Genomic DNA, 19,430 nt, shown 5'->3' with positions numbered 1-19,430 from the left:
TGGGGATGCGCAGGTGCGCTGGCACCGTGGCGAGCCATCCGGCCAGGTCAGGCCTCGTCGGGCTCCGCCTGCTCGGCGCGCTCGGACAGCTCGCCGCGGTCGGAGGCCCGCAGCCCGTGGTACGCCGGAACGCGCGGGTCGTGCTCGAAGCGGCTCCACACGCTTCCCTCGCTGCCGGTGGTCACCGGCACATCGTAGGACGCGTCGTCAGCACGGCCTCAGGCGGTGAGCTCGGCCCAGGCCGCGGCAGCGACGCGGGCGATCCCCGCCTCCCGCTCCTCCTCGGTGCCGGGCGCCGAGACCAGGACGGCGAGCGCGACCGGCGGCAGCCCCGGCGCCCGCACCAGCGCGACGTCGTGGTTCACCGCGGTCACCCACCCGGTCTTGTTGCCGATGAGCAACCCGGCCGGGAGCCCGGCGGGGATCCCGCTGCGGTACTCCTGGGCCTGGAGGATGCGCTCGCACCCGGCCGTGGCGTGGGGCCCCGCCAGGCGGCCCTCGGCGAGCGCGAGGAGGAGCCGGGCCATGTCGTCGGCCGTGATCAGGTTGTCGATGCCGGCGTCGCGCGCGTGGTAGTCCTCGATCCCGCGAACGATCGTCGTGCGTGGCGAGCAGCCGGCATCGGCGAGAACCGCCGCGACCTCGCCGGTGCCGACCTGGTCGAGCACGACGTTGGTGGCGAGGTTGCCCGAGACCGTCACCATCCGGTGGACGAGCTCGCCGAGCGGGACCTCGGTGCCCAGGGCCGCCCAGGTCGCGGGGTCGGAGTCCTCGGACTCGTCCATGGTGAAGCGCTGCCCGGGCACCTGCGAGTCGAACTCGTCGTGGACCGGAACCGCCCGGTCGAGGTCGAGCTGCCCGCGCTCGGAGAGACGGAGGGCGGCCACCAGGATCGGCAGCTTCATGATGCTCGCGGAGTAGTGCCGGGCTTCGGGCTCGACGCTGACGCGCGGCTCGCCGTCGCCGGAGACCCGCGCTACGACGGACACGGTGCCTGAGTCGCCACGCAGCGACGAGACGGCGGCGGCGAGGGCGGGGGAGGGAGAGGACGTGTCGGGAGGAGATGGGCTCACGGGGACATCGTAGGAAAGTGCCGCACGGGCGCGCGTTCCGGCCGCCGGCCGGTCCCAGGCGGCTTACGATGCGCACGACGCGTGACACCGGCCGAGCCTGGGAGGGGGCCAAGACCGTGTCCGTGAGCCTGACGAACCGCTGGTTGACGATGCTCGTCGTCGTCCTCGCGCTGGCGGCTGTGCTCGGCGGCGCGCTGAGCTGGCGGGCGCACGGCGACCGCGCCCAGGCCGCGACCCGGCAGGAGCGGTACGGCGCCGCGCTGGCCGCCGCCGACGCCGAGGTGACGGCGTTCGTCAACCTCCGCTACGACCGGGCGGCCTCGTCTGTCGACGCCGTCGCGACCGGCGCGACCGGCGAGTTCCGCGAGCACTACGGCAGGTCGGCTCCGCAGGTGATCCGGGTGCTCCGCCACAGCCGCTCGGTGATGAGCGGCCAGGTGGTCTGGTCCGGTGTCAGCGACATCAGCCCGACCCGGGCCACCGTGATCGTCGCGACGACCGGGACGGTGTCCAACCGCCGTACCCACGGCGTGGGACGCCCCCGCGCCTTCCGGTTCCAGGTGAGCCTGGTGCGCGTGGACGGTCGGTGGCTCACCTCCGACGTCGGCTTCGTGGGGGAGGGGCGGTGAGGCGGCTCTCCGTCGTGCTGGGCGCTGGGGTGCTGGTCCTGGTGGCCGCGCTCGGCTCCGAGGCGTGGTACCTGTGGGGGGCCGCGTCGCCGGTCCCGAGTCCTTCGCGGCCGGTGGTCGTGGGCGACATCGACGCCCGGACCGCGGTCGCCACCGCGGCGACCGACGCGGCGGCGATCTTCTCGACCTCGTGGCGCCGCTACGACACCCATCTCGGGCAGGTCACCCCGCTGATGACCGGCGCCATGGCCGCGCGCTACCGCTCGACCGCCGGTCCGGTCCGCGCCCGGGTCGTCGCCGCGCACACCACCACCGTCACCCGCGTCGCTGCGTCCGGGGTCGTCCGGGCGACGCCCGCCCAGGTGCAGGCGCTGCTGTTCCTCGACCAGCGCACCACCAGCGGCGACGGCCCGCCGTCGTACGCCGCCCGGCGGGCACTGGTCACGATGGTCCACACCGAGAGCGGCTGGCTGGTCGCCAACGTCCAGACCCGCTGAAGGGATAGTACGGATCACCGTGCTGGTCTCTGACGTGCGCTTACCAGCGTGGTGATCCGTACTATCGGGAGGTCCGGCGGCTAGGACGGCCTGTCGGAAGAGGGGCGGGTTGCGGCAGGCTAGCCGCGTGGCACACCTCGACACCGACCTCGCGATCATCGGGGCCGGCCCCGCCGGACTCTTCGCCGCCTACTACGCCGGGTTCCGCGGACTCCGCGTCGCCGTCATCGACTCGCTGCCCGAGCTCGGGGGCCAGGTGACGGCCATGTATCCCGAGAAGCTGATCCTGGACGTCGCCGGGTTCCCCGCGATCAAGGGCCGAGATCTCGTCGACGGGCTCGTCGAGCAGGCGAACACCGCGGCCCCGGACTACGTGCTCGACCGCACGGCCACCACGCTCACCACGACCGACGACGACGTGACGATCGTCCTGGACGACGGCACCACCGTGACCGCCAAGGCGATGATCATCACCGCCGGGATCGGCAAGTTCAGCCCGCGTCCGCTGCCGGCCGGCGACGGCTGGCTCGGCCGCGGCATGGAGTTCTTCGTGCCCAGCTTCGCGCCGTACGCCGGCAAGGACATCGTGATCGTGGGCGGCGGAGACTCGGCGTTCGACTGGGTGGTCAACCTCGAGCCGATCGCACGCTCGATCACGCTCGTGCACCGACGCGACGCGTTCCGCGCGCACGAGCGCACCGTCCAGGCGGTCCGCGACTCCAGCGCGGAGATCATCACCAAGGCGCAGGTCACCGGTCTGTTCGGTGACCCGACCGTGTCCGAGGTGGAGATCACCGTCGACGGCGAGGCGCCCGTACGCCGTCCCGCGCAGGCCGTCGTCGCGGCGCTCGGCTTCGTGGCCGATCTCGGGCCGCTCCAGCAGTGGGGGATCGAGGTCTCGAAGCGGCACGTCGTGGTCGACGGGTCGATGCGCACCAGCCTGCCTCGGGTCTTCGCCGCCGGCGACATCACCGAGTACCCCGGCAAGGTCCGCCTGATCGCCGTCGGCTTCGGCGAGGCGGCGACGGCGGTGAACAACGCGGCGGTGGTCATCGACCCGAGTGCGCACGTCTTCCCGGGTCACTCCAGCGAGGCCAGCTGAAGGGCCCGCCTGGTCGGCTCGGCGGCCCGGATAGGGTCGTCGTCCTGGTTGGCAGCACTTCATCGCTCTCCCGTCGTCCCGCGGGTGGGCCACGTCCGGGAAAGGTGGTCGGCGTGCGGGTCGCGATGCTGTCCTACCGCAGCAAGGCACACTGCGGGGGCCAGGGCGTCTACGTGCGGCACCTGAGCCGTGAGCTGGTCCGGCTGGGCCACGACGTCGAGGTCTTCTCCGGCCAGCCCTACCCCGAGCTGGACGACGGCGTACGGCTCACCAGGGTGCCCAGCCTGGACCTCTACCGCGAGCCCGACCCGTTCCGCACGCCGGCTCGGCACGAGTACCGCGACCTCGTCGACGTTGCCGAGGTGGCGACGATGTGGACCGCGGGGTTCCCCGAGCCGCGCACCTTCAGCCGCCGCGTGCTGCGCCTCCTGCGCGAGCGCGCCGGCGAGTTCGACGTCGTCCACGACAACCAGTCGCTGGGTGCCGCGCTCCTCTGCGTCGAGGCGGTGACCGGGCTGCCGCTGGTCGCCACGGTGCACCACCCGATCAGCGTCGACCGGCGCGTCGACCTGGCGATGGCGCGGACCTGGCAGCGCCGGCTGTCGGTGCGCCGGTGGTACGGCTTCGTCCGGATGCAGGCCCGGGTCGCCCGGGGGATGCGGATGGTGCTGGTCCCGTCGGAGTCCTCGCGGGCCGACGTCGTCCGCGAGTTCGGGGTCGATCCCGAGCGCGTCCGGGTGGTGCTGCTGGGGGTCGACGACGGCTTCGTCCCGCCGACGGCCCCCCGCGTGCCGGGGCGGATCCTGGCCATGGCCAGCGCGGATGCGCCCATGAAGGGGATCGCCACGCTCCTGGAGGCCTTCTCCAAGCTCCGCACCGAGCGTCCCGAGCTCGAGCTCGTGCTGGTCACCAGGCCGGTGCCCGGGGGCCGCACCGACCAGCTGCTCGACGCCTTGGCGATCCGCGACCACGTCCGCTTCGTCAGTGGCATCAGCGACACCGAGCTGGTCGAGCTGATGGGCTCGGCGGAGGTGGCCTGCGTGCCGAGCCTCTACGAGGGCTTCTCCCTGCCGACGGCCGAGCTGATGGCGACGGCCACGCCCCTGGTGGTCTCGCGCGCGGGCGCCATCCCCGAGGTCGTGGGCCCCGACGGCCTGTGCGCCGACCTGGTGACGCCCGGCGACGTGGGGGAGCTCGGGGCCGCCCTCGGCCGGCTGCTGGACGATCCCGAGCGTCGCCGGAGGTACGGCGCGGCCGGCCGCCGCCGCGTCGAGGAGCGGTTCAGCTGGCGTGCGGCCGCGGCAGCGACCGGCGCGGCGTACGACGAGGCGATCTCCGGCTTCGACGCCCGCGGCGGGAAGGGGAGCCGGCGTGCTCACCGTTGACTTCGACCGGCTCGGGCTCCAGCCCGGGGAGCGGGCGCTGGACCTCGGCTGCGGGGCCGGCCGCCACGCCTTCGAGATGTACCGCCGGGGCGCCGACGTGATCGCCTTCGACCAGGACCCCGACGAGCTGTCCGGGGTCCGCGAGATGTTCGCCGCGATGCGGCAGGCCGGCGAGGTCCCCGTCGGTGCCGAGGCCGACGTCAAGGAGGGCGACGCCCTGGCGCTCCCGTTCGCCGACGGGGAGTTCGACCGGATCGTCGCTGCCGAGATCCTCGAGCACGTCCCCGCCGACCTCGCGCTGCTCGCCGAGCTGGTCCGGGTGCTCCGACCCGGTGGCACCGTCGCGCTGACCGTGCCGCGGTGGTTCCCCGAGCTGGTCTGCTGGAAGCTCTCCCGGGAGTACCACGACGTCCCGGGCGGTCATATCCGCATCTACAGCGATGCCGAGCTGGTGAGCAAGGCCGAGGGTGCGGGCCTGGTCTACGACGGCCGGCACTACGCCCACGCGTTGCACGCGCCGTACTGGTGGCTCAAGTGCGTGGTCGGTGTGAACGACGACGACCACCGGCTGGTGGCGGCCTACCACCGCCTCCTGGTCTGGGACATCATGCGCCGGCCACGGCTCACCCGTTGGACCGAGCGGGCCCTCGACCCGGTGCTCGGCAAGAGCCTGGTGGTCTACCTCCACAAGCCCGAGGCAGCGGGTAGGGCCGGATGAGTCCTGAGCTGCTCACCGTGGCCGAGGTGGCCGCGTCGGGCTGGGCGATCGCGGCCGCCCAGGAGCCCGACGGCGCCATCCCGTGGTCGGTCGGCGGCCACACCGACGTGTGGAACCACGTCGAGGCGACCATGGCGCTCCTGGTCGCCGGGCGCATGGCCGAGGCCGAGCGGGCCTGGGCCTGGGTGCGCGAGACGCAGCGCCACGACGGGTCCTGGCCGCGCAAGGTGGTGCGGGGGAGCGTCGAGGACGCCAGCGGCGAGACCAACATGGCGGCGTACGTCGCGGTCGGGGTCTGGCACCACTGGCTGGTGCGGCACGACCTCGGGTTCGTGGTGGCCCACTGGCCGGCCGTACGCCGGGCGCTCGACCTGGTCTGTCGGCTCCAGCTCCCGTTCGGGGGCATCGCCTGGTCGCAGGAGTGGGACGACGACGGACCCGCGCGGACCAACCAGGAGGCGCTGCTGGCGGGCTCCGCCAGCACCCATCAAGCGCTGCGGGCGGGGCTGAGTCTCGCCGAGCTCCTCGGCGACTCGCAGCCCGAGTGGGAGCTGACGGCCGGTCGGCTCGGGCACGCCCTGCGGCACCACCGCGAGCTGTTCCTCGACAAGTCGACCTTCTCCATGGACTGGTACTACCCGGTCCTGGGTGGCGCGGTCCGCGGCGAGGCCGGACGCCGGCTCCTCGAGGCCCGCTGGGAGTCCTTCGTCGTCCCGGGGCTCGGCGCGCGCTGTGTCGACTCCCATCCGTGGGTCACCGGAGCGGAGACCTGCGAGCTCGCCCTCGCCCTGGACGCCGTGGGAGACCGGGAGCGCGCCCGCGCGGTCTTCGCCGCCGCCCGCCGACTGCGGCAGCCCGACGGCTCCTACTGGACCGGGTACGTCTACACCGACGGCGTGCCCTGGCCCGCCGAGCACACGACGTTCACCACCGCGGCCGTGCTGCTAGCCCACGACGCCCTGGCCGCGGTGACCCTGGGCGGCGGCGTGTTTCGCGGCACCGGGCTGGTGCCCGACCCCGAGCCGCTGGCGCTCGGGTGCGGCTGTGCGTCAGCCGACGCCCTCGCCGGCCGAGCCTGAGGTACGACGCAGCACGCGTAGCGAGCCGATGGCCTCGTGGTCCTCGAACGCCCCGGACGCCAGGGCCCGCAGGTAGATCTCGTACGGCGGGCGGCCGCCGTCGGCCGGGTCGGGGAACACGTCGTGGATGGCGAGCAGGCCGCCGGCCTGCACCCAGCGTGCCCAGCCGGTGTAGTCGGCATGCGCGGGCTCGGTGCCGTGGCCGCCGTCCACGAACAGCAGCGACAGGGGGGTCCGCCAGTGGGTGGCAACGGTGGCGGACTCTCCGACCACGGCAACGACCACGTCCTCGAGGCCGGCGTCCGCGATGGTCCTCCGGAACGCCCCCAGCGTGTCGATCCGGCCCGTGCTCCTGTCGACCAGCCTCGGGTCGTGGTGCTCCCACCCGGGCTGGTTCTCCTCAGAGCCACGGTGGTGGTCGACGGTGAAGACCACGCCACCAACCTCGCGGGCCGCGGCCCCGAGGTACGTCGCAGACTTGCCGCAGTAGCTGCCGACCTCGAGCACCGGTCCGTGCGGGAGGCGCTCGCCGGCGAGCCGGTGGAGCGCCAGTCCCTCGGAGTGCGGCATGAATCCGGTCGTGATGCGCGCCCGTGCGAGCAGGAGGCGAGGGTTGTTCATCGTCGATGACGCTATCGCGTCAGGCTCACGGTGGCGGGTCGACGTCACGACTTCGCGCAGCTGGTCACGCGGCCGACGTGATCGAAGACGACGGTGACGACACCCGGGTCGCTGACGTACTGCCCGGCGCAGTGCTGGAGGAGCTTGGCGCAGCTGGCGGAGTACCCCATCAGCGCGTTGTCGGAGTTGCAGATGTCCTGGTCGTAGGTGATGTCGTTGGTCGCCGACCTCAGCTCCCCGGGCTGGAAGGTCACGGTGTGGTTGCCGCCGGTGCTGGTCACGATCGCGGCTCCGGAGGTCCCCCCGTCGAGGCTGATCGCGCCCGCGCCGATGGCGGCGACGCCCGCCCCGGCAGCGAGGAGGGCGGCCACGGCTCCGGCGGCGGCGGTGCGGTTGATGTTCTGAAGCTTCATATCGCATCCTCGGGTCTGGTCCGGGCTTCCGGCCATCAGGTGACTGGGAGTGGCTCGTGCAGCAGCCTGATCCGTCTCGGTCCAGCGGTCTGTCGCCCCGATGACACAACGACGAGATGCAGCTGCCCGGCGCGCTAGGTGAACGACACCGCGGCTCCCACGGCGACGAGCAACCCGAGCAGAGCCCACAGCGTGAGCCTGGGCAGGCCGTGATGGATACGGGCGAGTGGGCAGTGGCTGGTGGTGTGGGTCATCTCGACCTCCTCGTGGTCGGCGGCGGTCCGCGGTGACCACAGGATCCGCGCCCACCCGGCTCCACGTCTGTCAGCCCACCGACAGTCGCGCTCCACGGTCCTGCGCACGCAGGGACACAGGGGACGCGTGGCCCGTCGGCTCGGGACCCCCGCCCCTGGTGCGCGGGCCGTCCGGTCCGCAGGTTGGGTGGTACGGCGCGGGATCGGTGGTGGACACCGGTCCCGGCCGAGCCCGGCAGCACGGCCGGGGTCTGGACGGGGGACGAGCATGGAGCAACTGACCGAACGAGAGCACGAGGTCCTCACCCTGATCGCTCGGGGTCTGTGCAACAGGGAGATCGCCGGCGAGCTGTACCTCAGCCAGGCCACGGTCAAGACACACGTGGCCCGGGTGCTGCGCAAGATGGAGCTGCGCGACCGGACCCAGGCCGTCGTCGCGGCATACGACCTCGGGATCGTGCAGCCGAGGCATGTCGAGGCAGCACCACAGCTGTTGCTCGCCTGGGCCTGACGCGAGGGTGCGCGCCTCCACTGGGTAGTGCAACTACCCTGCGGGCATGGCCTCTCGCGCATCCAACTTCTGCATCGACGCAGCCGACCCCTACGCCCAGACCATGTGGTGGGCGCTGGTCCTCGAGGACTTCACCGTCGACGAGTCCTGGGACATGAAGGCCGGCGACGACGAGTGCGGGCTCTCCGGACCCAACGACCGCTTCCTGCTGTTCTTGAAGGTGCCCGAGCCGAAGACGGTCAAGAACCGGATGCACCTGTGCCTGCGCCCGACCGACCGGTCTCGCGACGAGGAGATCGACCGGATCCTCGGGCTAGGGGCCACGCTGGTCGACGACCTGCGCAAGGGCGACCGGGGATGGGTCGTCCTGGCCGACCCGGAGGGCAACGAGTTCTGCGTGCTGACGCCGTACCGGCCCGCGCCGGCGACACAGCCCTAGGGTGTGGCTCCCCGTTCAGGCCCCCTGCTGCGCTAGGGCGCCGAGTCGGGAGCCACGCCGTAGCACCCGTCGATGACGTGCAGGTGACGATTTCGTGAAGGTCTCTAGCCAGGAAGGCCCACGGACCTATATGTTCGCGCACGAAACATAAACCGGTGCGGCGGCGCTCCCGTCGTACCGCCGGACTGGAAGGGCCCAGCCGAATGCGCAGGACCACAGCTTCGATCGGCATGCTCGGAGTCGCAGCGGCACTCAGCCTCACCGCCTGCGGCTCGAACAGCAGCAGCACTCCCACCACCTCGGGCGGCTCCAGCAGCAGCGGGGGCAACGTCACGGCGGCCTGCAAGCTGGCCAGCCCGCCGACCAGTGGGGCGCAGCTGCCCCAGTCGGTCGACCTGGGCAAGACCAGCGGCAAGGTCGGGGTGATCCTGCCCGACACCACGTCGTCTACTCGCTACGTGCAGTACGACAAGCCGCTGCTCACCAAGGCGCTCACCGACGCCGGCATCACCGCCGACGTCCAGAACGCCCAGGGTGACAAGAACAAGTTCGCCTCCATCGCCCAGCAGATGATCAACGAGGGCGTCAAGGTCCTGATCATCGACTCGATCGACCCGGCCTCCGGTGCGGGCGTCGAGAAGGCTGCCGACCAGGCAGGCGTCAAGGTCATCGACTACGACCGCGTGAACCTCGGTGGCACCGCGCCGTACTACGTCTCCTTCGACAACGAGGACGTCGGCAAGCTCCAGGCGCAGACGATGATCGACTGCCTCAGCCAGCAGGGCGTCACCGACCCGAAGATCATCATGATGGACGGCGGCACCGACGTGGACAACAACGCCGTGCTGTTCGCCAAGGGTGCGCACGAGGTTCTCGACCCGCTGGTGAGCGCCGGCAAGGCGCAGATCGTCAGCGAGCAGGTCGTCAAGGGCTGGGACGTCGCCAACGCCCCGGGTCCGTTCAACCAGGCGCTCCAGCAGGCCGGAGGCCAGGTGGACGGCGTGCTCGCGGCCAACGACGACATCGCCAACGCGGTCATCGGCGTCCTGAAGAACAACGGCCTCAACGGCAAGGTCGTCGTGACCGGTCAGGACTCCGGCACCGAGGGTCTGGACAACATCATCAGTGGTCAGCAGAGCATGACGGTCTTCAAGAACGTCAAGCTCGAGGCCAACGCGGCCGCCCAACTGGCGATCGCGCTGATCGAGGGCAAGGACCCGACCGCCAACGGCATGCAGCTGAGCGACTTCGCCGACCCCAAGTCGTCGAGCCACAAGATCCAGGCCCTGCTGCTTCCCGCCCAGGTCATCACGCAGGCCAACGTGCAGGACGTGATCAAGGCAGGCGCCCTGACCGCGAGCGAGATCTGCGCGAAGGTCCAGTCCGACTGCACCAGCCTCGGCATCAAGTAGCAGTCGACCGCGGCTTCTCCGCTGACCGTGGGCGGCCGGGCACGACCCGGCCGCCCACGGCACCGATTCGACCTATCGAGGGGTGACATGGCCGACCCGATCCTGTCCGCCCGCAAGCTCAACAAGAGCTTCGGACCCGTACACGTCCTCCACGACGTCGACCTGGCCGTCTACCCGGGCGAGGTCACCGCGCTCGTCGGAGACAACGGTGCCGGGAAGTCGACCTTGGTCAAGTGCTTCGCCGGCATCAACAGCATCGACAGCGGCGAGGTGCTCTTCGAGGGCAAGCCGGTGAGCCTGCACGACCCTCGCGACGCGACCGCCCTCGGCATCGAGTTCGTGTACCAGGACCTCGCCCTGGCCGACAACCTCGACATCACCCAGAACATGTTCCTGGGGCGCGAGATCACCAAGCCCCGCGCCATCCTCTCCGACGGCGAGATGGAGAAGCAGGCCCGGGCCACGCTCTCGAGCCTGTCGGTCCGCACCGTCTCGTCGGTGCGGCAGCTGGTCGCCAACCTGTCCGGTGGCCAGCGCCAGACCGTCGCCATCGCGAAGGCCGTCCTGTGGAACAGCAAGGTGGTCTTCCTCGACGAGCCGACGGCCGCGCTCGGCGTGGCCCAGACCCGGCAGGTGCTCGACCTCGTACGCCGTCTGGCCGACCAGGGCCGCGGCGTCGTGCTGATCTCGCACAACATGAACGACGTGATGGAGGTGGCCGACCGTGTGGTCGCCCTGTACCTGGGCCGGGTCGCGGCCGAGGTCATGAAGACGGACACGAGCACGACCCAGATCGTGGAGCTGATCACCTCCGGCCGCAGCGGCTCGGTCGGCCTGGCCACCACGACCGCCGACGAGAGCATCTGAGGAGGCCGAGATGGCTACCACGACCCCCGAGTCCTCCTCGCCGAGGCCCCCCGGGCAAGCCGGTCAGTTCAGCCTCGACATCGACGAGCGCGGCATCCGCGACGCCTTCCGGGCCTGGGTCGGCCGGCTCCGCACCGGTGACCCCGGCGCCCTCCCGTCCGTCCTCGGCCTGGTCCTGCTCGCCATCATCTTCAGCCAGCTGAGCGGCCGGTTCCTGACCAAGTCCAACCTCGGCAACATCCCGGGCCAGGGGGCCTACATCGCGATCATCGGGCTCGGCCTGGTGTTCGTCCTGCTCCTCGGCGAGATCGACCTCTCGGCCGGCACCGCCGGCGGCACCTGCGCGGCCGTCGCCGCGGTCGCCGTGTCACAGGGCAAGCTGCATGGCGGCGGCGCCCTGCCCAACGCGATGTACTGGACGCTGGTCGTCGGCCTGCTCGTCGCCATCGGCCTCGCCGTCTGGCTCAGGGCGTACACGGCGGCGGTCGTCATCGCGGTCGGCTTCGTCCTCGTCGTGACCAACCTGACCCAACACCTGTTCCTGGCGCTGGTCGCGGCGATCTGCATCGGTGCCGCGATCGGCGTCCTGAACGGATATCTGGTCGCCAAGGTGGGGATCCCGAGCTTCGTGGTCACCCTGGCGCTGTTCCTGGCCTGGGAGGGTGTGACCCAGTTCGCCCTCAACGGCCAGCCCGTCACGGTCTCCAACTACAACCTCTGGTACAAACTGACCTACGGCAACCTGTCGGTGCTGTGGACCTGGATCTTCATGGTCGTGTTGGTCGGCGGGTACCTCGCCTACACGCTCCTGATGTCCGTGCGAGCCCGCCGAGCGTCCCTGGCTCACGACAAGATGGAGCTGGTGCTGCTGCGCGGTGGAGCGCTGGCCGTCGTCGCGATCATCATCACCGTGCTGGCGACGCAGAACCGCGGCTTCAGCTCGCTGGTGCCCAAGAGGGGCCTGCCAGTGCCCGCGGCCATCGCGCTGGTCCTGATGGTGCTGTGCACCCTGCTGCTCACCAAGACCACCTGGGGACGCCACCTCTACGCGACCGGCGGCAACGCCGAGGCGGCCCGGCGTGCCGGCATCGACGTCGTGCACATGAAGGTCACCGCCTTCTGCCTATGCACCTCGTTCGGAGCCCTCGGAGGGATCATGCTGTCGTCGTACCAGTCGTCGGCCTCGCTCGACCTCGGCTCCGGGAACGTGCTGCTGTTCTCGGTTGCCGCGGCGGTCATCGGAGGCACCTCGCTGTTCGGCGGCCGAGGCCGGCCGCGCGACGCGATCATCGGCGCCATCGTGATCGCGATGATCCCGAACGGTCTTCAGCTCAACCAGAAGCTGGGCGCGGACCCGCAGTGGCAGTCGGTGATCACCGGCGTCGTTCTGCTCCTCGCCGCAGGAGTGGACGCCGTGTCCCGACGACGGGGCGCGAGGTCCTGACACGACCGTGCGTGGACGACGTACCGCGGGCGCCGTGCGTCCCGACGACATCAGGCAGCACAACCTCTCGCTGCTGCTCAGCCACGTCCATCGCGACGGGGCGCTGACCCGAGCCGAGCTCACCCAGCGGCTGAGCCTGAGCCGCTCGACGGTCGGCGCGCTGGTCGGTGACCTGGCCCAGCTCGGACTGGTCGAGGAGGTCGTCCCGAACGGCGGCGCGCGCGTGGGGCGCCCGTCGCACGTCGTGGCACCCCACGCCTGCGGCCCCTACGCCGTCGGCGTCGACGTCGACGTCGCGCACGTGACGGTCGCGGCGATCACCCTGGGCGGCACGATCACGGCCCGAGAGGTGATCGCCACCGACGGCGTGGTCAAGCCCGACGGGCTGGTCCGCCTGGTCGTCGACGCGATGCGGCGGCTCGGGTCGGCGGTCGCCTCGCCGGGCCGGGTCTGCGGCATCGGGGTGAGCGTCCCGGGCACCGTCGACGTCTCCACCGGCCTGATCGGAGTGGCCCCCAACCTCGGCTGGGAGGGCGTCCCGCTGGGGGAGATGCTGGAGGCCGAGCTGCCGACCCAGGCGCCGGTCGTGGTCGGCAACGACGCCGACCTCGCGGTGCTCGCCGAGCACGAGCGAGGCAGCGCCCGCGACTGCGACGATGTCGTCTTCCTGATCGGCCGGATCGGTGTCGGTGCCGGCATCATCATCAACGGCGTCCCGGTGCGCGGACGCGACGGCCACGCCGGCGAGATCGGGCACAACGTCCTGGACCCCTCCGGCCCTCTGTGCCACTGCGGCAAGCATGGCTGCATCGAGACCTTCCTGGGCGAGGGTGCCCTGCTCGAGCTGGCCGGACGCCGCCTGCCGCGCACCGACTCCAAGGTCGCCGCGCTGTTCGCCGACGCCCGTGCGGGAGACGTCGCGGCACTGGGCGCGATCCGTGCCGCGGCCGAGACGCTCGGCCGGACCATCGCCAACCTGCTCAACACCCTCAACCCCGAGCGGGTCATCCTCGGTGGCTCGCTGGGCGATGTGCTGGAGCTGGCCCGCCCGGACGTCGAGGAGGCCGTCGTCCGCTACACCTTCGGCGACGCCGGACCCGGGGTGGTCCTGGAGACGCCGGCCTTTGGCCCCGACTCGGCGCTGGTCGGAGCCGGCGAGGTGGCGTTCACCGCCCTCCTCGCCGACCCCCGCTGAGTCCTGCTGAGACCCGGGTCCGGCTCAGGGACCGGTGGGCGTCCCGTAGACCTCGAGCTCGCTGAGGTCGGTGTAGTGGCACCCGCTCGGACCCCCGCCGTTCGCGCACGCCGCGGTGTAGTCGGAGGGGACCAGGGTCGTCTGGTTGTTCTCGATGGTGAACCGGACGTACTGGACGCCGCCCTGGGTCCCGGAGAGGTCGACCGGGGTCAGGATCCCGTTGTCGGCCTTGGTGAACGTCCCGGTCCTCACCGTCGTCCAGGTGGCCTTGTCGGGCGAGGTCTCGATCTTGTAGCCCTGCACGGACGCGGTCTCGTCGTCGCCGCAGGTCGACGACGGGTCGACGGAGAAGGCGGATACGTCGAGCGTGGTGCCGAGCTTGATGGTGAGCGACTTCGGCTTGAAGCCCTTGCCGCCGTCGGTCGACGAGCCGGGACCGGCGTTCGAGCTCCAGCCGGAGGACTGGCTGCCGTCGATCGCGGCATCGGGCCCGCACCCGGGGTAGGGCTGACCGGTGACGCTGTCGACCGTCGTGCCCGTCCCCGGTCCGGCCCAGTCCTTGCGCAGGCTGAAGTCGGCCGTGGTCGAGGTGCCTGCCGTGACGGTGACCGCGGCCGAGCCGGCGTAGCCCTTGCCCGAGGCCGAGAGCTTCCGGTAGTGCCCGGCCGGGACCGGGAGCGTGTAGTCGCCGTTCGCGTCGGTGGTCGTGGTCGGGTTGGTGGGACCGGCTGCCTGGAACTTCAAGGACACCTTGACGCCCTTGACGGGGTGGCGGGAGTCGAAGTCGGTGACCTGGCCGGTGATGGTGCCGTTCGTCAGGCTCGCCGGTGGCATCGCGAAGCCGGCCGAGGGCTCGGTGTCACCGGCGCCGAGGGTGCCCGCGTTGAAGCCCATGCCGCGGCGGGCGAAGACCCGCCAGATCGCGGTGCGGTGCTTGCCCTTGTAGACGGCGTTGTCGGCGACCAGGATCGCGTTGCGCATGTCGAGGAACGACGGGTTGTACGGCGCGAGCTCCATCGCGCGCGTCACCAGCATCTCCGCCCGGTGCGAGCCGAGCCGGTCGCGCAGGTCCCAGAGCGTCTGTGCCCAGATCTCGCCGTCTGCGTGCACCTCGGCACCGCCGGCGACGTTGGCGTAGTCGGCGTAGGTGTAGCCGCCGGTGTGGCCGGTCGTGCCGCCGCTGCACAGCTTGGCCTTCTGGCCCACCTTGCAGTCCATCGGCTCGGTGCGGTCCAGGCTCACCCCGTCGCCGTCGTAGACGAAGAGCCGGACGTCGGCCTTGTTCTTCCGGTCCTTCTGGAGGTGCTGGTCGACGAGGTAGTCCATGGCGTACCAGTCGCTCCAGGCCTCGCCCATCGCGCCGGCCTGGCCGCCCCCCAGGGTGCTGCGACCGTGGACGTCGACGTTCAGGCGGTTCGACAGGCCGTGGGTGTACTCGTGGTACACGGTGTCGGCCTCGTCGCCGACGTTGGTCGGCGACCACGGGTCGCCGTTCGGGTACGGCGTGCCGGGCTCGTGCTGGAGGTACATCTGCATGCGCGGCCGGTGTCCGTCGGGCGGCGTCGACATGTTGGCGTTGTCGATGTGGTCGGCGTCGGGCAGTCCCCGCAGGGCGCCGGTGCCGGTGTTGGCCCCGTCGTCGGTCTCGACGCGCACCGGGTCGTCGGCCTTGCCCTCGCGCTTGCCGAGCTTGGTGTGGTCGACCAGCTGGAAGTTGCCGGCGGCCTCGGTGAACCCGATCGGCGCCTTCTTCAGGTGGTCGTGCCAGTTGTTGACGAAGAAGAACACCTGGGTGGCGTTCTGGGCGCGGTTCCTGCGCCAGGAGCCCGCCTTGCTCGGGTTCCACGAGCAGGGCCACGGGTTGCTGCAGAAGCTCTTGGCGAAGCCCAGGTGGAACGGCTTCAGGCGGTAGCCCCAGGACTGCCCTCGGAGGGCGTGGACCTCTTCGGACTTGCTCGGCCGGTTGTTGTCGTTGACGTCGGAGTAGGCGTGGGCGTTGTTGCCCGACAGGATGCGGGCGTGGCCGCCGAGCCATCCCTTCCTGGTGAAGTCGACCTTGACCTGGTGGCCGCCCCGATGGGCTCCGGGGAAGAAGCGGTAGGCGCGTCCGGTGCTGTTCTCGTACTGCGTCAGCGGCGTCCGGAGCAGGATCCGGCCGGTCACGGCGTCGATCACCGTCGTGGCCGGGGTCAGCGAGGACGTCACCACCGTCTCCCAGGCCGGGCGCAGTCCGCTGTCGGTGGCGTAGACGACGCGCTGCGCGGAGTCGTCGCTCGTGTCCGAGCCGGCCGCCTCGGGTCCGCGGGTGCGGGCGAGCGCCTGCGCGGCCGAGGTGATGGTCCACGACGAGGTCGGCGGCAGCGTGTCCTGGGCACCCTTGCTGATCGGCATGCCGCCGAGGACCAGGAGGTGTCCGGACCGGGTCACCGAGGCGGTCAGGCCGTTGCGCGCGGCGCTGTTGCCCTTGATCCGCTGGGTGAAGAACAGGTGCCGGGTGCCGGTGATGTCGGTGTAGGTGCGGGCCAGGTGGAAGGTCTTCAGGTCGGCCCGGACCAGTCCGAGGGTCGTCAGGTGCGACCTGACGTAGCCGAGCGCGATGCGCTTGGCGGACTTCGAGCTGCGGCCCGTGAGGTACCCGTCGAGGTTGCCCAGGAAGCGCACCGTGCCGGTGGTGCTGCTCGTGTCGAGCACCTGACCGCGGGGCAGCGGCGCGGCGGCGCTCCGGCCCGAGCGCTGGGCGGCGTCGGCGCGCCGTGGTGTGGTCACCGCGGGGCTCGCCTTGCCGTCGACATCGACATAGGTGTCGCGGGCGGGGCCAGCACCCGAGGCGCGCACGGAGTGGTGGCTCGTGGCAGCCGCTGGGCTCCCGCTCCCGCTCGCGTACGACGTACCGACGGCCGCGCCGGCGACGGCCAGCGAGGCGATGGTCGCGGCCGCCAGCCCGGCTCGACGCTGCCGGGCTGTGAACTGCGTGCTCATGCTTCCCCCTGTCGGAGCCGCCCGATGCGGCCGGGCACACTCTTCCGTGGCCCCAGGAGCAGAGCAAGGACCATGGGGTCTCGAACCGGTTACAGCTCGGCGCGGCGCACCCGTAGGCTCGCCCACATGACGGACGCCCCCCGCATCCCCCAGGACACGGTCACCCTGCGCAACGGCACCACGATGCCGCTCCTCGGCTTCGGCACGTGGCAGATCAAAGGGGACGACGCCGTGCAGGCGGCGTCCGCCGCCCTCGAAGCGGGGTACCGCCACCTCGACACCGCCCTGGTGTACCGCAACGAGGATGAGGTCGGACGTGCCCTGGCCGAGAGCGGCGTCTCGCGAGACGACGTGTTCGTGACGACCAAGTGCCCGCCGGACCGGGCCGGCTCCGGGGTCGCGACCCTGCGCGAGAGCCTCGACCGGCTGGGCACCGACCACGTCGACCTCTGGCTCATCCACTGGCCGGGCGACGGCTCGGCGAACACCGAGCTGTGGCGCGAGTTCGTCGAGGCCCACGAGGCGGGACTGGCCCGCGAGATCGGTGTCAGCAACTTCGACGCCGCCCTTCTCGACGAGGTCACCGAGGCCACCGGCGTCCGGCCGGCGGTCAACCAGATCGAGTGGAGCCCCCTGCTCTACGACGCGGGGGTGGTCGGTGCCCATCGCGCGCGTGAGGTGGTGCTCGAGGGGTACAGCGCACTGCGGGGCGGGACGCTGACCCACCCGGTGATCGGCGAGATCGCCGAGCGGCACGGTCGTACGCCGGCCCAGGTGATCGTCCGCTGGCACCTCCAGCACGGGTTCGTCGTGATCCCGAAGTCGGTGCGCCCCGAGCGCATCCGGGCGAACGCCGACGTGGCCGGCTTCGAGCTGACCGCGGACGACGTGAGCGCGCTCGACGCGCTCGGCGGCAGCTGAGCGCCGGGCCGGCCGTGCCGGGCCCGTCGATCTCGGACAGCCACGTCCACAGTCAATGGTCGTGGGACGCCGAGGCGGGCTCGATGGAGCGCTCCTGCGCGGAGGCGGTGCGCCTGGGAGTGCCCGCGGTCGCCTTCACCGAGCATCTCGACCACACGGTCTGGTCGATCAGTCCCGAGCTCCTCGAGCTGGCCGGTGACCCGCCACCCGGGGTCTCCTGCGACGCCGAGGGGCACGTCGTCCTGCCGCCGTTCGACGTCCAGGGCTATCTCGCGTCCGTCGAGCGCTGCCGGGAGCTCTTTCCGGGGCTGCGGGTGCTCAGCGGGCTCGAGGTGGGGGAGCCGCACCGGCATCCGGACGCGGTGGCTGCGGTGCTGGCCGCGGGGACCTTCGACCGGGTGCTCGGCTCCCTGCACTGCCTGCCCGAGGGCGACCGGTTCTTCGAGCCTGACGACCTCCGGCTGCGGCACGGGATCGGGCAGATCCTCCGGGAGTACCTGGCGGAGGTGACCCGGCTCGTCGAGACCAGCGACGCCTTCGCCGTCCTGGCCCACATCGACTACCCGGTGCGCTCGTGGGCGGGCGACGACCCGGCGTTCGACCCGCGGGACTTCGAGGAGGAGTTCCGCACCGCGCTGCGGGCGACCGCGCGCTCCGGCCGCGCTCTGGAGATCAACACGGTCCTGCCGCTCGACGCGACGATCCTGCGCTGGTGGCACGACGTCGGCGGTGAGGCCGTGACCTTCGGCAGCGACGCCCACGAGCCGGCACACGTGGCGCGGGGATTCGCCGACGCCGCGGCGATGGCGGAGGCCTGCGGCTTCCGGCCCGCACCCGACCTGGTCGACCCTTGGGTGCGGGTCTAGCAGCTGGTCCCAGGTCTGGTTGGTCTGTCGGCTCCTGTTCGCACATTCTCTGGCGCTTCCTTCTCGTGTGACGTGTGGATTCCGGTCTGTTTGGGGCTTGGAGTGTCGGTGGCGTCTGGTGGCATCTTGGTATGGCCATCTCGGGTACGTCGTCGCATCCGCTGCTCGCAGCGGTGGCGTCGATGCATGCGACCCTGGACGAGGTGGCTGCCTCGGGGGTGGACCCGCTGTACTGCTCGACGCAGGACAAGAAGTCGCTGCTGGTCGACCTGACCCGCCTGTCGGCGCGGGTCACCGCGGTGCGGGCCGAGGTGCTCGCGGTCGCCGAGGACGTCGCGCTGGAGGCTGCGGACCGCTCTGCTGGGACGTGGCTGGCCACGGAGTCCCGGACCGAGGTCCGTGACCTGATCGGGCACGAACGTCTCGGTGCCCGGCTTCGCGATCACTGGCCCGCGGTCCGCGAGGCCACCCGGGCGGGGCGGGTGAGCTGGGAGCAGGCCGGAATCATCACCCACGCCCTGGACCAGCTCCCCGGCGACCTAGAGCCCGAGCTGGTGGCCAAGGCCGAGGCTCACCTGGTCACCGAGGCCGGCCAGTTCGGACCCCGCCCGCTCCGCCGCCTGGCCCGGAAGATATTGGAGGTCATCGCCCCGGATCTGGCCGATGACCACGAGCACCGGCTCCTCCTGGCCGAGGAACGCCGCGCCCGCGCCGCCACCAGGCTCTCGTTCCGCCCCCGAGGCGACGGCAGCGCCGACCTCCACGCGCGGCTACCCGAAGCGGTCGCCAACCGGCTCAAGACCTACCTCGACGCCTACACCTCCCCCCGACGCCTCAACCTCGACTCCGAGGTCGAACGCCTCCCGCTACCCCGCAGACGGGGCGAGGCGTTCTGCGCCCTGCTCGAGAACCTGCCCAAGAACGGGCTGCCCCAGCACGGCGGCAGCGCCACCCAGGTGCTGGTCATGATCGACTACGACACCCTGTGCGGCAGCCTCGCCGACTCAGGCGCCCACGGCGTGGCA

Annotated in this window: 20 protein-coding genes; 15 read left to right on the top strand and 5 right to left on the bottom strand. The window is 71.5% G+C overall.

The window, feature by feature from the left end; translation table 11 throughout:
- Positions 1-47 precede the first annotated feature (47 nt).
- Positions 48-185, bottom strand: a complete 138-nt coding sequence (locus VHW64_RS01460) for a hypothetical protein (RefSeq protein WP_329648721.1) — start codon at positions 183-185, stop codon at positions 48-50.
- Positions 186-218: 33 nt separating this feature from the next.
- A complete protein-coding gene (locus tag VHW64_RS01455) occupies positions 219-1,073 on the bottom strand; it encodes a serine hydrolase (RefSeq protein WP_329648720.1) in 855 nt (284 codons plus the stop codon).
- A 68-nt stretch (positions 1,074-1,141) separates the two neighbouring features.
- On the opposite strand from VHW64_RS01455, the gene VHW64_RS01450 reads away from it, so the two are divergent.
- The 6 genes from VHW64_RS01450 to VHW64_RS01425 all read left to right on the top strand — a co-directional run bounded on the left by VHW64_RS01450 (position 1,142) and on the right by VHW64_RS01425 (position 6,483).
- Positions 1,142-1,702, top strand: a complete 561-nt coding sequence (locus VHW64_RS01450; protein ID WP_329648719.1) for a hypothetical protein — start codon at positions 1,142-1,144, stop codon at positions 1,700-1,702.
- Positions 1,699-2,199: a hypothetical protein gene (locus VHW64_RS01445; RefSeq protein ID WP_329648718.1), complete on the top strand. Its 501-nt coding sequence runs from the start codon at positions 1,699-1,701 to the stop codon at positions 2,197-2,199. Before VHW64_RS01450 ends, VHW64_RS01445 begins: the two co-directional genes overlap by 4 nt.
- A gap of 127 nt (positions 2,200-2,326) precedes the next feature.
- Complete coding sequence (locus VHW64_RS01440; RefSeq protein WP_329648717.1) at positions 2,327-3,301, top strand: NAD(P)/FAD-dependent oxidoreductase; 975 nt, start codon at positions 2,327-2,329, stop codon at positions 3,299-3,301.
- 113 nt (positions 3,302-3,414) lie between these two features.
- Entirely contained in the window at positions 3,415-4,686 is a 1,272-nt protein-coding gene (locus VHW64_RS01435) for a glycosyltransferase family 4 protein (protein WP_329648716.1), read from the top strand.
- A complete protein-coding gene (locus VHW64_RS01430; protein ID WP_329648715.1) occupies positions 4,673-5,404 on the top strand; it encodes a class I SAM-dependent methyltransferase in 732 nt (243 codons plus the stop codon). Before VHW64_RS01435 ends, VHW64_RS01430 begins: the two co-directional genes overlap by 14 nt.
- Positions 5,401-6,483 carry a prenyltransferase gene (locus tag VHW64_RS01425; protein ID WP_329648714.1) on the top strand — a complete coding sequence of 361 codons (1,083 nt, stop codon included), beginning with the start codon at positions 5,401-5,403 and terminating at the stop codon, positions 6,481-6,483. The genes VHW64_RS01430 and VHW64_RS01425 overlap by 4 nt, the downstream gene beginning before the upstream one ends.
- On the opposite strand, the gene VHW64_RS01420 is transcribed toward VHW64_RS01425, so the two are convergent.
- Together VHW64_RS01420 and VHW64_RS01415 are read right to left on the bottom strand one after the other, a co-directional pair.
- Entirely contained in the window at positions 6,454-7,104 is a 651-nt protein-coding gene (locus VHW64_RS01420; protein WP_329648713.1) for a class I SAM-dependent methyltransferase, read from the bottom strand. The genes VHW64_RS01425 and VHW64_RS01420 overlap by 30 nt on opposite strands.
- A 44-nt stretch (positions 7,105-7,148) precedes the next feature.
- Positions 7,149-7,517, bottom strand: coding sequence for a hypothetical protein (locus VHW64_RS01415; protein WP_329648712.1), 369 nt, complete (start codon positions 7,515-7,517; stop codon positions 7,149-7,151).
- A gap of 522 nt (positions 7,518-8,039) precedes the next feature.
- Here VHW64_RS01415 and VHW64_RS01410 point away from each other — a divergent pair.
- The 6 genes from VHW64_RS01410 to VHW64_RS01385 all read left to right on the top strand — a co-directional run bounded on the left by VHW64_RS01410 (position 8,040) and on the right by VHW64_RS01385 (position 13,639).
- Positions 8,040-8,282: a response regulator transcription factor gene (locus VHW64_RS01410; protein WP_329648711.1), complete on the top strand. Its 243-nt coding sequence runs from the start codon at positions 8,040-8,042 to the stop codon at positions 8,280-8,282.
- A 46-nt stretch (positions 8,283-8,328) separates the two neighbouring features.
- Complete coding sequence (locus VHW64_RS01405; RefSeq protein WP_329648710.1) at positions 8,329-8,721, top strand: VOC family protein; 393 nt, start codon at positions 8,329-8,331, stop codon at positions 8,719-8,721.
- Positions 8,722-8,951: 230 nt separating this feature from the next.
- Entirely contained in the window at positions 8,952-10,133 is a 1,182-nt protein-coding gene (locus VHW64_RS01400; RefSeq protein WP_329648709.1) for a sugar ABC transporter substrate-binding protein, read from the top strand.
- A gap of 87 nt (positions 10,134-10,220) precedes the next feature.
- Entirely contained in the window at positions 10,221-11,000 is a 780-nt protein-coding gene (locus VHW64_RS01395) for an ATP-binding cassette domain-containing protein (protein WP_329648708.1), read from the top strand.
- Positions 11,001-11,010: 10 nt separating this feature from the next.
- Complete coding sequence (locus VHW64_RS01390; RefSeq protein WP_329648707.1) at positions 11,011-12,444, top strand: sugar ABC transporter permease; 1,434 nt, start codon at positions 11,011-11,013, stop codon at positions 12,442-12,444.
- A 34-nt stretch (positions 12,445-12,478) separates the two neighbouring features.
- Positions 12,479-13,639 carry an ROK family transcriptional regulator gene (locus VHW64_RS01385; RefSeq protein ID WP_329648706.1) on the top strand — a complete coding sequence of 387 codons (1,161 nt, stop codon included), beginning with the start codon at positions 12,479-12,481 and terminating at the stop codon, positions 13,637-13,639.
- A gap of 24 nt (positions 13,640-13,663) precedes the next feature.
- On the opposite strand, the gene VHW64_RS01380 is transcribed toward VHW64_RS01385, so the two are convergent.
- Complete coding sequence (locus VHW64_RS01380; protein WP_329648705.1) at positions 13,664-16,618, bottom strand: M36 family metallopeptidase; 2,955 nt, start codon at positions 16,616-16,618, stop codon at positions 13,664-13,666.
- Between the two features lie 126 nt (positions 16,619-16,744).
- On the opposite strand from VHW64_RS01380, the gene VHW64_RS01375 reads away from it, so the two are divergent.
- From VHW64_RS01375 to VHW64_RS01365, 3 genes are all read left to right on the top strand, one after another.
- Entirely contained in the window at positions 16,745-17,539 is a 795-nt protein-coding gene (locus VHW64_RS01375; RefSeq protein WP_329648704.1) for an aldo/keto reductase, read from the top strand.
- Positions 17,540-17,553: 14 nt separating this feature from the next.
- The gene (locus tag VHW64_RS01370) at positions 17,554-18,405 is read left to right on the top strand and encodes a PHP domain-containing protein (protein ID WP_329648703.1); all 852 of its coding nucleotides are present in this window, start codon (positions 17,554-17,556) and stop codon (positions 18,403-18,405) included.
- Between the two features lie 131 nt (positions 18,406-18,536).
- Positions 18,537-19,430, top strand: an 894-nt coding sequence (locus VHW64_RS01365; protein ID WP_329648702.1) for a DUF222 domain-containing protein, incomplete at its 3' end; no start/stop codon positions are given.

The sequence above is a fragment of the Nocardioides sp. genome (assembly GCF_036267815.1).
Classification (GTDB): Bacteria; Actinomycetota; Actinomycetes; order Propionibacteriales; family Nocardioidaceae; genus Nocardioides.
The sequence above is the reverse complement of the archived record's forward strand: the minus strand, read 5'-3'. Positions and strand labels throughout refer to the sequence as shown.

What these genes read in the sequence shown, in the direction of transcription:
- VHW64_RS01450 (WP_329648719.1), top strand. Translation starts at nt 1,142, where the DNA reads ATGCGCACGACGCGTGACACCGGCCGAGCCTGGGAGGGGGCCAAGACC.
- VHW64_RS01425 (WP_329648714.1), top strand. Translation starts at nt 5,401, where the DNA reads ATGAGTCCTGAGCTGCTCACCGTGGCCGAGGTGGCCGCGTCGGGCTGG.
- VHW64_RS01420 (WP_329648713.1), bottom strand. Translation starts at nt 7,104, where the DNA reads ATGAACAACCCTCGCCTCCTGCTCGCACGGGCGCGCATCACGACCGGA.
- VHW64_RS01415 (WP_329648712.1), bottom strand. Translation starts at nt 7,517, where the DNA reads ATGAAGCTTCAGAACATCAACCGCACCGCCGCCGCCGGAGCCGTGGCC.
- VHW64_RS01410 (WP_329648711.1), top strand. Translation starts at nt 8,040, where the DNA reads ATGGAGCAACTGACCGAACGAGAGCACGAGGTCCTCACCCTGATCGCT.
- VHW64_RS01405 (WP_329648710.1), top strand. Translation starts at nt 8,329, where the DNA reads ATGGCCTCTCGCGCATCCAACTTCTGCATCGACGCAGCCGACCCCTAC.
- VHW64_RS01400 (WP_329648709.1), top strand. Translation starts at nt 8,952, where the DNA reads ATGCTCGGAGTCGCAGCGGCACTCAGCCTCACCGCCTGCGGCTCGAAC.
- VHW64_RS01395 (WP_329648708.1), top strand. Translation starts at nt 10,221, where the DNA reads ATGGCCGACCCGATCCTGTCCGCCCGCAAGCTCAACAAGAGCTTCGGA.
- VHW64_RS01390 (WP_329648707.1), top strand. Translation starts at nt 11,011, where the DNA reads ATGGCTACCACGACCCCCGAGTCCTCCTCGCCGAGGCCCCCCGGGCAA.
- VHW64_RS01380 (WP_329648705.1), bottom strand. Translation starts at nt 16,618, where the DNA reads ATGAGCACGCAGTTCACAGCCCGGCAGCGTCGAGCCGGGCTGGCGGCC.
- VHW64_RS01375 (WP_329648704.1), top strand. Translation starts at nt 16,745, where the DNA reads ATGACGGACGCCCCCCGCATCCCCCAGGACACGGTCACCCTGCGCAAC.